11 protein-coding genes are annotated in these 14,675 nt (G+C 55.7%); 6 read left to right on the plus strand and 5 right to left on the minus strand.

The window, feature by feature from the left end; genetic code table 11:
* Nucleotides 1-12: 12 nt before the first annotated feature.
* Nucleotides 13-366: a DsrE/DsrF/TusD sulfur relay family protein gene (locus BN2591_RS02150; RefSeq protein ID WP_016495817.1), complete on the minus strand. Its 354-nt coding sequence runs from the start codon at nt 364-366 to the stop codon at nt 13-15.
* A gap of 80 nt (nt 367-446) precedes the next feature.
* A complete protein-coding gene (locus BN2591_RS02155; RefSeq protein ID WP_086868621.1) occupies nt 447-995 on the minus strand; it encodes a YbhB/YbcL family Raf kinase inhibitor-like protein in 549 nt (182 codons plus the stop codon).
* 145 nt (nt 996-1,140) lie between these two features.
* Here BN2591_RS02155 and BN2591_RS02160 point away from each other — a divergent pair, with 145 nt between their 5' ends.
* The gene (locus BN2591_RS02160) at nt 1,141-2,511 is read left to right on the plus strand and encodes a YchO/YchP family invasin (RefSeq protein WP_244172985.1); all 1,371 of its coding nucleotides are present in this window, start codon (nt 1,141-1,143) and stop codon (nt 2,509-2,511) included.
* 4 nt (nt 2,512-2,515) lie between these two features.
* Here the strand turns inward: BN2591_RS02160 and narL are convergent, their stop codons facing one another.
* Both narL and narX read right to left on the minus strand, forming a co-directional pair.
* The gene (gene narL, locus BN2591_RS02165) at nt 2,516-3,166 is read right to left on the minus strand and encodes a two-component system response regulator NarL (RefSeq protein WP_016495820.1); all 651 of its coding nucleotides are present in this window, start codon (nt 3,164-3,166) and stop codon (nt 2,516-2,518) included.
* Complete coding sequence (gene narX, locus BN2591_RS02170) at nt 3,159-4,961, minus strand: nitrate/nitrite two-component system sensor histidine kinase NarX (protein WP_086868625.1); 1,803 nt, start codon at nt 4,959-4,961, stop codon at nt 3,159-3,161. Before narX ends, narL begins: the two co-directional genes overlap by 8 nt.
* 308 nt (nt 4,962-5,269) lie before the next feature.
* Between narX and BN2591_RS02175 the strand changes: the two genes are divergently transcribed.
* The 5 genes from BN2591_RS02175 to narI all read left to right on the plus strand — a co-directional run bounded on the left by BN2591_RS02175 (nt 5,270) and on the right by narI (nt 13,728).
* Entirely contained in the window at nt 5,270-6,661 is a 1,392-nt protein-coding gene (locus tag BN2591_RS02175; protein WP_086868627.1) for a NarK family nitrate/nitrite MFS transporter, read from the plus strand.
* A 407-nt stretch (nt 6,662-7,068) separates the two neighbouring features.
* On the plus strand, nt 7,069-10,812 hold the full coding sequence (locus BN2591_RS02180) for a nitrate reductase subunit alpha (RefSeq protein WP_086868629.1): 3,744 nt from the start codon (nt 7,069-7,071) through the stop codon (nt 10,810-10,812).
* The gene (gene narH, locus BN2591_RS02185; protein WP_086868631.1) at nt 10,809-12,344 is read left to right on the plus strand and encodes a nitrate reductase subunit beta; all 1,536 of its coding nucleotides are present in this window, start codon (nt 10,809-10,811) and stop codon (nt 12,342-12,344) included. The genes BN2591_RS02180 and narH overlap by 4 nt, the downstream gene beginning before the upstream one ends.
* Nucleotides 12,341-13,051, plus strand: a complete 711-nt coding sequence (gene narJ / locus BN2591_RS02190; protein WP_086868632.1) for a nitrate reductase molybdenum cofactor assembly chaperone — start codon at nt 12,341-12,343, stop codon at nt 13,049-13,051. The genes narH and narJ overlap by 4 nt, the downstream gene beginning before the upstream one ends.
* A complete protein-coding gene (narI, locus tag BN2591_RS02195) occupies nt 13,051-13,728 on the plus strand; it encodes a respiratory nitrate reductase subunit gamma (protein ID WP_086868634.1) in 678 nt (225 codons plus the stop codon). Before narJ ends, narI begins: the two co-directional genes overlap by 1 nt.
* Nucleotides 13,729-13,759: 31 nt before the next feature.
* Here narI and BN2591_RS02200 read toward each other — a convergent pair whose 3' ends face one another.
* Complete coding sequence (locus tag BN2591_RS02200) at nt 13,760-14,647, minus strand: DMT family transporter (protein WP_086868636.1); 888 nt, start codon at nt 14,645-14,647, stop codon at nt 13,760-13,762.
* Nucleotides 14,648-14,675: the final 28 nt, after the last annotated feature.

Genomic DNA, 14,675 nt, shown 5'->3' on the forward strand with positions numbered 1-14,675 from the left:
CTCGCCGCAATATTAAAACGTTAATACTTTGTCGGCCGCCAGCGTCCACTGCGCCAGCTCCACCAGCGTGCCGATCTCGACACCGTCAATTAGCGGCAACGCGGTGATGCCACGCCCGTCGGTGCAGGTTTTACACAGTTTCACCGGTACGTTTTGCGCCGTCAGAATTTCCAGCATCTGCTGGATGTTGTAGCCCTCGGCGGGTTTTTGTCCTCGCAACCCGGCGGTTACCGCGTCGGACATCAAAAACAGCCGCAGTTCAGTGTCGCTACTCTGCTCTCGCAGCGCGATGGCCAGCCGTAAGCTGTTGAACAGCGACTCGCTACCGTATGCCGCGCCATTGGCGATAATCACGATCTTTTGCATCTTCACTCCTTCGCTAAACAGGACTCGTGGCGCTTATGCTACTGCGCCGTTGCAACGGGCGAAAGGCAGTGGTGCAACAATTACTGACCAAAGCGACCGATAAGCCCGGTGGCGGCGAGCGTGTGGCCTTTCAGTTTTGCGAATAATTCTTCGCGGGTAAGCCCTTCGGGAAGTGTTGGTTTAAGCGACGTTGCGATCAGCGTGAAGGTGTAATGATGCGCGCCGCTGCCCGGCGGAGGACACGGGCCATGCCAGCGCAGATTCCCCGGCGTGTTCTTGCCGCCCGTATAACCTTTGCCATCGCGCAGATCGTTTTGCGCAAAGCCAGTGCTGGAAGGGGATATGTTATATGCCACAAGGTGCGTTACGCCCAGCCCGGTCGCGCCTTCAGGATCGTGTACCACCAGCGCGTAACTCTGTGTATTGGCCGGGGGATTGTTCCACACCAGCGATGGCGAAAAATTCTCACCGGTACAGTTCGGGTTATTGCTGGCGTTACCGGCGAATTTTTTCTCCATTAAGGCGTTATCCGCAAATGCGGAAGATTGCAGGGTAAACAGCTCGTTCGCGCAGGCCTGCGCGGCATAAAACAGGATCGCACTACACAAAAGTTTATGCTTAGTGTTCATGTCAGCTCTCCGGTAAGGGGTGCATTAACTGTAGCTGCAGCGAAGCGCAGGGATCGGGTTTTTCCTGGTATTTTGTCTGCGGCTGTAAAGGCCTGGCAAAACCGTTAAACTTAACAATATGAATTATCCGCTCCTCACACTTCTGATGCTGTCACTGATAAGCGGCGTCGCCAGTGCCCGGCAAAATAGCTTCGTACAGCAAGCAGAAAACCCCTTTGATAATGACGGCGATGGTCTGCCGGATCTTGGCATGGCTGCGGAAAATGGCGCGCAGGAAAAACATTTCGCCGAGATGGCAAAAGCGTTCGGTGAAGCCAGTATGACCGATAACGGCCTGACCCCCGGTGAGCAGGCGCGGCAGTTTGCTTTCGGGCAACTGCGTGATGTGGTCAGCGACGAAGTCAATCAGCAAGTAGAGTCCTGGCTTTCACCGTGGGGCAGCGCCAGCGTGGATTTCAAAGTGGATAATGAAGGCGGGTTCACCGGCAGCCACGGCGACTGGTTTGTGCCATTGCAGGATAATAATCGCTATCTCAGCTGGAGCCAGCTTGGGCTAACGCAGCAGGATGCCGGTCTGGTGGGCAATGTTGGCGTCGGTCAGCGCTGGATCGCCGGTGACTGGCTGCTGGGCTATAACACCTTTTACGATAATCTGCTGGATGACAATCTCGGTCGCGCCGGGCTGGGTGCCGAAGCGTGGGGCGAATATTTACGTTTTTCGGCAAACTACTACCAGCCGGTAAACAGCTGGGAGTACCAGACCGCCACGCTGCAACAGCGTATGGCGCGGGGTTATGATGTCACCGCGCAGGCCCGATTGCCGTTTTATCAGCAGCTCAATACCAGCGTCAGCGTCGAGCAATATTTCGGCAACAGCGTTGATCTTTTTGACACCGGGACGGGCTATCACAACCCGGTGGCGGTGAAGCTGGGGGTGAATTATACGCCGGTCCCGCTGGTAACGCTGACCGCCGAACACCGGAAGGGGGAGAGTGGGGTCAGCCAGAACGATTTAGGTCTGAAAGTGAACTATCGCTTTGGCGTACCTCTGTGGAAGCAACTCTCTGCCAGCGAGGTGGCAGAGAGCCGTTCGTTACGTGGTAGCCGTTACGACAGCCCGACGCGCAACAATGCACCGGTTTTCGAATACCGCCAGCGTAAAACGTTATCAGTCTTTCTTGCCACGCCGCCGTGGGATTTGCAGCCGGGTGAGACGGTGGCGCTGAAACTGCAAATTAACAGCACGCACGGTGTGCGCTCGATAACCTGGCAGGGCGACACCCAGGCGTTAAGCCTCACGCCGCCGGCTAATGGGCGCAGCAGCGATGGCTGGACATTGATCATGCCGCGCTGGGATAGCGCAGAAGGTGCGACCAACCGCTGGACGTTGTCGGCACTAGTGGAAGATGATAAAGGGCAGCGCGTGGAGTCGAACACTATCGAACTGAAGCTGACGGAGCCGGTGATCCCGCCAGCCGAAAACAGTAACACGGACTGGACGCTGCCAGCCCCGTAACCTGTCAGAAAATACGTTCCTGATGTACCCACACTGCGGCTTCAACGCGGGATTTCAGTTTCATTTTCTTCAGCATGTGTTTGACGTGAACTTTAACGGTGCTTTCGGTGATGTCCAGGCGGCGGGCAATCATTTTGTTCGGTAGCCCCTGGGCAATCAGCTTGAGAATGTCGCGTTCGCGCGGCGTCAGCTGGGTGATATCACGATCGGTGGTGGCGCGGTTGGCGCGCAGGCTGGCGGCCAGCACCGGGGTGAGCGCTTCGCTGAGTACCATTTCTCCCGCGGCGGCTTGTTGCAGCGCTTTCAGCAGGTCTTCCGGCTCCATATCTTTCAGCAGGTAACCATCTGCGCCGCGTTTTAATGCGGTCACCACATCTTCTTCATGGTTGGAAACGCTAAACACGACAACGCGGCCCGACAGGGTTTTTTCCCGCAACTTATCCAGCGTTTCCAGCCCGTTCATGCCAGGCATATTGAGATCCAGCAAAATCAAATCCGGGTCCAGTGATTCCGCCAGTTCAATGCCTTGCTCCCCGTTGCTGGCTTCGCCGACGACGGTGATGTCGGGCGCCATACTAATTAACTGCTTCACGCCGGTTCGCAGCATTGGATGATCGTCGATCAGGAGGATAGTGGCCGGATCCTGATTACTCATGGGTATCTCCTTGCATGGATGAGAGAAACGTCTCGGGTATAAACGTCACGACGACCTCGGTGCCGCCGGATGCTCCGGGGCGAACCTGGCAATCGCCGCGCAGGCTTTGCGCGCGGTCACGCATAATGATCAATCCATAATGGTTCGTCCTTTCAGCATTGACCGGGATGCCGCAACCATTATCGGTAATGCGCAATATGACCCGGTTTTCCTGCTGTTGCACTGCGACGCTGACCGCGGTTGCGCCGGAGTGTTTTAATGCGTTGTTCAGCGCCTCGCGGGCTATCTGTAGCAGGTGAATCGCCTGATGTGCAGGAACCAGTCGGGGCGGGAGCTGGTAATCAAGACGCACCTGGAAACCGAAACGACCGCTGTACTCCTGGCAACTGGACTCCAGCGCCGGGCGCAGTCCTGGTTCGGTTAATTGTAAACGAAACGTGGTCAGCAACTCGCGCAACTGCGCCCATGAAGTATTCAGCTCGTTGCGGATTTGTCCCAGCAACTGCTGGCTGTTTTCCGGCAGCGCGTCACCCTGCATTTGCAGGCAACTCACCTGCATCTTCATGCACGAGAGAGACTGGGCGATGGAGTCGTGTAATTCGCGGGCAATGGTGGCGCGCTCTTCCATGACCATCAACTGCTGCTGCCTGTCCTGATGGCGATCGAGTGCCAGCGTCGCGGTAAGTTGTTCCACCAGCGTGTCGACCAGTTGCTGCTGGTCATGGCTTAAATGGCGACCCGGCGGCAGCGTTGCCAGCAGCAAACCATATTGCATATGCGCATCCGCCAGCCGCCATTTCAGCGTGGTGCCAAACCCGCTGGATTCCGTGAGGATACCGTTGCGTGGGCATAAATGGCAGCCTTTGTCATCGCAGCTGGCATCCGACTGGCAGGTAAAATCCTGATGATTTTCCTCATCTTCCAGATCGTAAACCCGCAGCTCAATATCATGCAGCAGGGTTAAATTCTGTAAGCCATTCAACACCGGCGACAGGCGTTCGCACATCGGAATACGCGAATGCAGCCGGTGGTTAGCCTGCCATAAAAACGACAGGATCTGGTTCTTTTGCTCAAGCCCTGCGGTTTTCTCCTGAACCCGGCGTTCCAGTATCGCGTAGCTCTCGCCCAGCTCGGCCGACATGTTATTTAATGCCTCGCCAAGCGTCGCCATCTCATTACGCCCGCTGATACGCGCGCGTTGGGTAAAATCACGCCGACTGACCGCCCGCGCCATGCTCAATAACTGCTGCCACGGACGGAGTAGACGCGCCCGCAGCCAGACCACGGCAAACAGCAATAACAGGCCCATCACTATCGCCATCAGCCGGTGCATCACCACCACTTGTTCAATACGGTGTTCGGTGCTGCGGTCAAACGAGGTAACCAGACGATCGATACGCCCGACAAAAATCGCAATAATTTCCGCTGCTTGTGCCGGTTGTTGCGCCTGTTTTATCGCCGGAACGACCTCGCTGCGCCAGTAGTTTTGCAACGCGGCGAGTTGCGGTTGCTGTCCGTCGCGCTGTGCCGCCTGCGCCAGCTCCGGGCTGAATGCGGTGTACTCCATTTCGTCGAGCAAATATTGCTCGTCTTCATGCAGCGGAATGGCGGACAACAGGCGGTAACTCTGCATACGCAGTGAACCGGCTTTGTTGATCGCATGTGCGCTGCCCTGAACACCCTGTACCAGCCAGCCGGAGATCGCCATGCCCGTCACACCGATGGCGGTCGACAGCAGCATCAACAACGCCAGTTGGTTAACCAGCGAGATCGGTGAAAAAAGGCGTTTTAGCATAGGTGATTAAGGCTCCTCGGCCGCGTGCGGTGCGGATGGCGCTATTGTCTGCCATCGCCTGGGGTATACCCATACCTCTAAAGGATTACTCCTTTATTGCCAGCGAGCCGACAAGAGTGGGAACAATCTGAGTAGGGAAGGTCAGAACCGTGAAAAACCACACCTTTTTTGCCAGTTAACGCTACTCATAAATGAGCATGGCGATTTTTCACGCGCGAAATGGGCTGCTTTTCCTTTGATTTATATCAACTTAACTACCGCCATAAAAACTAAGGTGGCAGGCATCAAACCGATCAGCAGAGGTGTATATGCAGCACACATCCATCCCGGAAAAAAGTTCGTCAGCGCGGGTTATAACCGACTGGCGTCCTGAAGATCCGGCATTCTGGCAACAGCAGGGCAATAAGATTGCGAGCCGCAACTTGTGGATCTCCGTGCCTTGTCTTCTTCTGGCTTTCTGCGTCTGGATGCTTTTTAGCGCCGTCGCTGTCAATCTCCCGAAAGTGGGTTTTCAGTTTACCACCGACCAGCTCTTTATGCTGACCGCGTTGCCATCCGTTTCCGGCGCACTGTTACGTGTACCGTACTCTTTTATGGTGCCGGTGTTCGGCGGTCGTCGCTGGACAGCTTTCAGTACCGGGATCTTAATCATTCCGTGTGTGTGGCTCGGTTTTGCCGTGCAGGATCTGAGCACGCCGTTTAGCACGTTTATCATTATCTCGCTGCTGTGTGGTTTCGCCGGTGCGAACTTTGCTTCCAGCATGGCGAACATTAGCTTCTTTTTTCCAAAACAGAAGCAGGGCGGCGCGCTCGGTATCAACGGTGGTTTCGGCAACCTCGGTGTGAGCGTGATGCAGCTGATCGCACCGCTGGCCGTCTCTTTCTCTATTTTTGCCGCCTTTGGCGGTACCGGTGTCGCCCAACCTGATGGTTCGTTGTTGTATCTCGAAAACGCCGCCTGGGTATGGGTACCATTACTGGCGGTATTTACCCTGGCAGCCTGGTTCGGGATGAATGAGCTGGCGACCTCAAAAGCCTCGCTGAGCGCGCAACTTCCGGTACTCAAACGTTCACACCTGTGGATTATGAGCTTCCTCTATCTGGCAACGTTCGGCTCGTTTATCGGCTTTTCTGCCGGTTTTGCGATGCTGTCGAAAACCCAGTTCCCGGAAGTGCAGATCCTGCATTTCGCCTTTTTCGGCCCGCTGGTGGGCGCACTGGCACGCTCCGCAGGCGGCGCGATTTCTGACCGTCTGGGGGGAACTCGCGTCACGCTGGTGAACTTTGTGCTGATGGCGATTTTCAGCGCCTTGCTGTTCCTGACGCTGCCATCCGGCGGCACCGGCGGCAATTTCACCGCATTCTTCTGCGTCTTCCTCGTGCTGTTCCTGACTGCCGGGCTGGGCAGTGGTTCGACATTCCAGATGATTTCGGTGATTTTCCGCAAAATGACCATGGAGCGCGTACAACAAAGCGGCGGTTCTGAAAGTGAAGCCATGCGAGAAGCTGCCACCGAAACAGCCGCGGCGCTGGGCTTTATCTCAGCAATTGGCGCAATTGGCGGCTTCTTTATTCCTAAAGCATTCGGCACTTCACTGGCGTTGACCGGTTCACCGGCAGGCGCAATGAAAGTGTTCCTGGTGTTCTATATTGCCTGCGTGGTTATCACATGGGCGATATACGGGCGTAAAAAACAATAACACTCAGTAAATGTTGATTATCCTTGCGCGGTGAAAGCCGCGCTTTTTTTACATCGTTATTAGTTACAACATACTTATGATTCTGCCATCAATCGTGCTGCGGAAACCTCTGTGACAGACATCACTTTGCAGGCCACCTTAGGGGTCATCTACCCCTTAATACCTCCTCGCCGTTAAAACAGACTCAGTTTTTGGGTGAATTAATATAAAACCCTTATTTATCAGCCAAATAAAAAACAGAAAATCATAACTCTTTGGGAGTACCCCGCGTTTTGGCCGCCAAATTGAAGCCGTGGCAGCTTGATCATCATCAATTCTCTTTGTCTTTGTGAGGGTTACCTTCGCCGCAATTGCAGCAATGTCGATTTACCAAGAGAGCCTGACAGGCTCCAACAGGAGAACCCCCGATGAGTAAATTCCTGGACCGGTTTCGCTACTTCAAACAGAAAGGCGAAACCTTTGCCGATGGGCACGGCCAGCTCTTAAACACCAACCGGGACTGGGAGGATGGATACCGTAACCGCTGGCAGCACGACAAAATCGTGCGTTCTACCCATGGCGTAAACTGCACGGGCTCGTGCAGCTGGCAGATCTTCGTGAAGAACGGTCTGGTCACCTGGGAAACCCAGCAGACTGACTACCCACGCACCCGCCCGGACATGCCGAACCACGAACCGCGTGGCTGCCCGCGTGGCGCCAGCTACTCCTGGTACCTCTATAGTGCGAACCGCCTGAAATACCCCCTGATGCGTAAACGCCTGATCAAACTGTGGCGTGAAGCGAAAGCGCAGCACAGCGATCCGGTTAATGCCTGGGCTTCCATCATCGAAGATGCGGAAAAAGCGAAGAGCTTTAAACAGGCACGTGGTCGCGGTGGTTTCGTGCGTTCCTCCTGGCAGGAAGTGAACGAGCTGATTGCTGCGTCGAACGTTTACACCGTGAAAACGTACGGCCCGGACCGTGTCGCGGGCTTCTCGCCAATCCCGGCAATGTCGATGGTGTCTTACGCTTCTGGCGCGCGTTATCTCTCGCTGCTGGGCGGCACCTGCCTCAGTTTCTACGACTGGTACTGCGACTTGCCGCCAGCTTCTCCGCAAACCTGGGGCGAGCAGACTGACGTGCCGGAATCTGCCGACTGGTACAACTCCAGCTATATCATCGCCTGGGGTTCCAACGTTCCGCAGACCCGTACGCCGGACGCCCACTTCTTTACCGAAGTGCGCTACAAAGGCACCAAAACGGTTGCAGTAACGCCGGACTACGCCGAAATCGCCAAACTGTGTGATTTGTGGCTGGCACCGAAGCAGGGTACCGATGCGGCAATGGCGCTGGCAATGGGCCACGTTATGCTGCGTGAATTCCACCTCGATAAACCGAGCCAGTACTTCACCGATTACGTTCGCCGTTATACCGACATGCCGATGCTGGTGATGCTCGAAGAGCGCGACGGTTACTACGCGGCAGGCCGTATGCTGCGCGCCGCCGATCTGGTGGATGCGCTGGGCCAGCAAAATAATCCGGAGTGGAAAACCGTTGCCCTCGATAGCGAAGGTAACCTGACCGCGCCGAATGGCTCCATCGGTTTCCGCTGGGGTGAAAAAGGTAAGTGGAACCTTGAGCAGCGCGATGGCAGCAACGGCGCGGATGTTGAGCTGAATCTCAGCCTGCTGGGTAAACACGACGATATCGCGCAGGTCGGCTTCCCGTATTTCGGGGGTGACAACACTGAGCATTTTGCCGGCGTTGAACTTGATAACGTTCTGATGCACAAACTGCCGGTTAAACGCCTGCAACTGGCTGACGGTTCCACCGCGCTGGTGACCACGGTTTACGACCTGACCATGGCGAACTACGGCCTGGATCGCGGTCTGGGTGATGAAAATTGCGCAACCCGTTACGACGAAATTAAAGCCTACACACCGGCATGGGCTGAGAAAGTTACCGGGGTTTCGCAGTCGCAAATTATTCGCATCGCCCGTGAATTCGCCGATAACGCTGATAAAACACATGGTCGTTCGATGGTTATCATCGGCGCCGGGATGAACCACTGGTATCACCTCGATATGAACTACCGTGGGATCATCAATATGCTGGTCTTCTGCGGTTGCGTGGGGCAGAGCGGCGGCGGCTGGGCACACTATGTTGGCCAGGAAAAACTGCGTCCGCAAACCGGCTGGCAGCCGCTGGCATTTGCCCTCGACTGGCAGCGTCCGGCGCGTCATATGAACAGCACCTCCTACTTCTATAACCACTCCAGCCAGTGGCGTTACGAGACGGTAACAGCGCAGGAATTCCTGTCACCGTTAGCGGATAAATCCCGCTACACCGGCCATCTGATCGACTTTAACGTGCGCGCTGAACGTATGGGCTGGCTGCCGTCCGCGCCTCAACTGGGCACCAACCCGCTGCGTATCGCCGCTGAAGCGGAAAAAGCGGGCATGAGCGCGGTCGATTACACCGTTAAATCTCTGAAAGACGGTTCGCTACGTTTCGCGGCAGAACAGCCGGAAAACGGCAAAAACCACCCGCGTAACCTGTTTATCTGGCGCTCTAACCTGTTGGGTTCTTCCGGTAAGGGTCACGAGTTTATGCTCAAGTACCTGCTGGGCACCGAACACGGTATTCAGGGCAAGGATCTTGGCAAACAGGGTGGTGTGAAACCGGAAGAAGTGGAATGGCACGACAACGGTCTCGACGGGAAACTGGATCTGGTGGTTACCCTCGATTTCCGTCTGTCCAGCACCTGTCTCTACTCCGATATCGTGCTGCCAACCGCAACCTGGTACGAAAAAGACGACATGAATACCTCGGATATGCATCCGTTTATTCATCCGCTTTCTGCCGCTGTTGACCCGGCATGGGAATCCAAAAGCGACTGGGAAATCTACAAAGGCATTGCCAAATCCTTCTCCGCGCTGTGCGTTGGGCATTTAGGTAAAGAGACCGATGTCGTGACGCTGCCGATTCAGCATGACTCCGCTGCGGAACTGGCGCAGCCGCTGGGTGTGAAAGACTGGAAAAAAGGCGAATGCGATCTGATCCCAGGCAAAACCGCGCCGCATATTATTCCGGTGGAACGCGACTACCCGGCAACCTATGAGCGCTTTACCTCTATCGGCCCGCTGATGGAAAAAATCGGCAACGGCGGTAAAGGCATCGCCTGGAATACCCAGAGCGAAATGGATCTGCTGCGTAAGCTGAACTACACCAAAGCGGACGGCCCGGCGAAAGGGCAGCCGATGCTCAATACCGCCATCGATGCGGCGGAAATGATCCTCACACTGGCACCGGAAACCAACGGTCATGTGGCAGTTAAAGCCTGGGCTGCGCTGAGTGAATTTACCGGCCGCGACCATACGCATCTGGCAACGAATAAAGAAGAAGAGAAGATCCGCTTTCGCGATATTCAGGCGCAGCCGCGCAAAATCATCTCCAGTCCGACCTGGTCAGGCCTTGAAGATGAGCACGTTTCCTACAACGCAGGTTACACCAACGTGCATGAGCTGATCCCGTGGCGCACGCTCTCTGGTCGCCAGCAGTTGTATCAGGATCATCAGTGGATGCGTGACTTCGGCGAAAGCCTGCTGGTGTACCGTCCGCCGATTGACACCCATTCAGTGAAAGAAGTTATGGGCGTGAAATCCAACGGTAATCCGGAAAAAGCGCTGAACTTCCTGACGCCACACCAGAAATGGGGCATCCACTCTACCTACAGCGACAACCTGTTGATGCTGACGCTGGGGCGCGGTGGTCCGGTGGTGTGGATGAGCGATAAAGATGCCAAAGAGATCGGCATTGAGGATAACGACTGGATTGAAGTCTTTAACGCCAACGGCGCGTTGACGGCGCGTGCGGTTGTCAGCCAGCGTGTACCGGCCGGTATGACCATGATGTACCACGCGCAGGAACGTATCGTGAACCTGCCAGGTTCAGAAATTACCGGGCAGCGCGGCGGGATCCACAACTCTGTTACCCGTATTACCCCGAAACCGACCCATATGATCGGCGGCTACGCCCAGCTGGCTTATGGCTTTAACTACTACGGCACGGTCGGTTCCAACCGTGATGAGTTCGTGGTGGTGCGTAAGATGAAGAACATTAACTGGTTGGATGGCGAAGGCAATGACCAGGTACAGGAGAGCGCAAAATGAAAATTCGTTCACAAGTCGGCATGGTGCTGAATCTCGATAAGTGCATCGGCTGTCATACCTGTTCAGTGACCTGTAAAAACGTCTGGACCAGCCGTGAAGGTATGGAGTACGCGTGGTTCAATAACGTGGAAACCAAACCGGGCACCGGCTTCCCGACCGACTGGGAAAACCAGGAAAAATGGAAGGGCGGTTGGATCCGTAAAATTAACGGCAAACTGCAACCGCGGATGGGTAACCGTCCGATGCTGCTGGGTAAAATTTTCTCTAACCCGCACATGCCGGAAATTGATGATTACTACGAGCCGTTTGATTTTGATTACCAGCGCCTGCATAACGCGCCTGAAGGTAAACATCAGCCGATTGCCCGCCCGCGTTCGGTAATAACCGGTCAGCGGATGGACAAAATCACCGCTGGCCCGAACTGGGAAGATGATTTGGGCGGCGAATTCGACAAGCTGAGCCGCGATCAGAACTTCGAGAACATGCAGAAGGCGATGTACGGCCAGTTTGAAAACACCTTCATGATGTATCTGCCGCGCCTGTGCGAACACTGCCTGAACCCGGCCTGTGTCGCGACCTGCCCGAGCGGTGCTATCTACAAGCGTGAAGAAGACGGCATTGTGCTGATCGATCAGGATAAATGCCGCGGCTGGCGCATGTGCGTGACCGGCTGCCCGTACAAAAAAATCTACTTCAACTGGAAGAGCGGCAAATCCGAGAAGTGCATCTTCTGCTACCCGCGTATTGAAGCGGGGATGCCGACAGTGTGCTCGGAAACCTGTGTCGGCCGTATTCGTTACCTCGGCGTTCTGCTGTATGACGCAGACGCGATTGAAAATGCTGCCAGCACTGAGAGCGAAAAAGATCTCTACCAGCGTCAACTGGATGTGTTCCTCGATCCAAACGACCCGGTGGTGATCGCCCAGGCGCTGGAAGATGGCGTGCCGCAGAGCGTGATTGACGCGGCGCAGAAATCGCCGGTCTACAAAATGGCGATGGACTGGAAACTGGCGCTGCCGCTGCATCCGGAATACCGCACATTGCCGATGGTCTGGTACGTACCACCTCTGTCACCGATCCAGTCTGCCGCTGATGCGGGCGAGCTGGGCAGCAACGGGATTCTGCCGGATGTTGAAAGCCTGCGTATTCCGGTGCAGTACCTGGCGAACCTGCTGACCGCAGGCGATACCGGTCCGGTTCTGCTGGCGCTGAAACGTATGCTGGCAATGCGGCACTTCAAACGTGCGGAAACGGTTGATGGCGTTGAAGATACCCGCGCGCTGGAAGAAGTTGGCCTGACAACCGCCCAGGCACAGGAGATGTATCGTTACCTTGCGATTGCTAACTACGAAGATCGTTTCGTGGTGCCGTCGAGCCACCGCGAGCTGGCGCGTGAAGCCTTCCCGGAGAAAAGCGGTTGTGGCTTTAGCTTCGGCGATGGTTGCCACGGTTCGGACACCAAATTCAACCTGTTCAACAGCCGTCGTATTGACGCGGTGGATGTGACAGTGAAAACGGAGCCGCACCCATGATTGAACTGGTGGTTATTTCCCGTTTGCTTGAGTACCCGGATGCTGCCTTATGGCAGCATCAGCAGGAAGTTTTCGATGCGCTGGCGTCGGGTGAAAACCTGACCAAAGCCGACGCTCAGCAGGTTGGCATCTTCCTGCGTGATCTGACGTCTCAGGATCTGCTGGACGCGCAAGCGAACTACAGCGAATTGTTTGATCGTGGTCGCGCAACCTCACTGCTGCTGTTCGAACACGTCCACGGTGAGTCCCGCGATCGCGGGCAGGCGATGGTCGATCTGCTGGCGCAATATGAGCGCCACGGCTTGCAACTGGATAGCCGTGAGTTGCCGGATCATCTGCCGCTCTATCTGGAGTATCTGGCGCAGCTGCCTCTGGCTGAGGCTATCGGTGGTTTGCAGGATATCGCGCCGATCCTCGCGCTGTTAAAAGCACGTTTAGCGCAGCGCGAAAGCCACTATGCAACGCTGTTCGATGCGTTGTTATCGCTGGCGAATACGCAGGTGGATAACGCGCAGGTCGCGGAAAAAATTGCCGGTGAAGCCCGTGATGATACGCCGCAGGCGCTGGATGCCGTGTGGGAAGAGGAGCAGGTGAAATTCTTCGCCGAACAGGGCTGTGCGGATTCCGACATCACTGCGCATCAGCGTCGTTTTGCGGGTGCCGTTGCGCCGCAATATCTGAATATCACAACCGGAGGAGAGCGCTAATGCACTTCCTAAATATGTTCTTCTTTGACATCTATCCGTACATTGCCGGGGCAGTTTTCCTGCTCGGCAGTTGGCTGCGCTACGACTATGGTCAGTACAGCTGGCGGGCGGGCTCCAGCCAGATGCTGGATCGTAAAGGGATGACACTGGCTTCGAATCTGTTCCATATCGGTATTCTGGGGATCTTTGCCGGCCACTTCCTCGGTATGTTAACGCCGCACTGGATGTATGAATCCTTCCTGCCGATTGACGTGAAGCAGAAGATGGCGATGATTGGTGGCGGCGCCAGCGGGGTGTTGTGTCTGGTGGGCGGTTTGTTGCTGCTGAAACGCCGTCTGTTCAACCCGCGTATTCGTGCGACCTCTACCGCAGCGGATATCCTGATCATGTCGCTGTTGATGGTGCAGTGTGCGCTTGGTCTGCTGACTATTCCGTTCTCTGCCCAGCATATGGATGGCAGCGAGATGATGAAACTGGTGGGTTGGGCGCAGTCCGTGGTGACCTTCCACACGGGGGCTTCCGCGCATCTTCAGGGCGTGGCTTTTATCTACCGCGTGCATCTGGTGCTGGGCATGACGCTGTTTGTGCTGTTCCCGTTCTCGCGCCTGGTGCATATCTGGAGTGCGCCGGTGGAGTACCTGACGCGCAAATACCAGATTGTTCGCGCCCGTCGCTAATCAGGAAAAACCCCGCAACGCGGGGTTTTTTTTACTGTCGCGTTGGCATTATCGCGGGCGCGCTTTTTCGCTCACCCCAGCCAAGGTTATTGCCGGCGGCAGCCAGCAGGATTAACACACCTCCCGCCATTTGCACCGCGCTTAATGTATGCCCAAACAGCGCGTTATCCACCACAATCGCCACCAGCGGATAGATAAACGACAGCGAGCCAATCAGTGGTGTAGGTAACTTTTGTATCGCGCTATACAACAGCTGATACATCACGCCGGTATGCACAATGCCGAGTGTTAGCAGAATACCCCACGGCAATGTCCCGCCGGTCGTGGGCAGATGAACCAGCGGCAATAACATTACCGTGCCGGTTAGTACCTGAATCAGGGCGATATGCTGTGGCGGAAGTTGCTTAAGGTGGCGGGCAATTAACGCGGTGACGGCATAGAAAAAAGCAGCGCCCAGCGCCATGGCAATGCCGATAAGCCACTGCGCGTTCGGGTGATGTAATTCACTGAGCAACAGGAGCACCACCCCGGAAAACGCCAGTAACAGCCATCCCCATTTCGCCAGCGTGACGCGCTCGCCGAGCAACATACTCATCAGCACTAACATAAAAGGCTGGGTGTTATAGACCACCGTGGCGAGCCCCATTGAAATGCGGCTGTAAGCGGCAAACAGCAGCAGCCAGTTAATCACCAGCGCGATGCCGCCCGCTATTGCCAGCAGTAACACCGGGAACGCAAGGCGCGCGAACGGTTGTCTGCCAACGCGGATAAAAAGAAATAGCGCGCCTGCACCAATCAGGCAGCGCCAGAACACCACATCAATCACTGGCAAACCGCTAAGCAATACAAATGCGCCAATCGACCCGGAAATCAGCATCGCCAGGCTCATCTGCCAGGTGCCATTAGGGATAGTTTTCATTTTTCATCTCCTGAACGTTGTTGGCATA

Origin of the sequence: Kosakonia pseudosacchari (genome assembly GCF_900184035.1) — a bacterium.
Lineage (GTDB): Bacteria > Pseudomonadota > Gammaproteobacteria > Enterobacterales > Enterobacteriaceae > Kosakonia > Kosakonia pseudosacchari.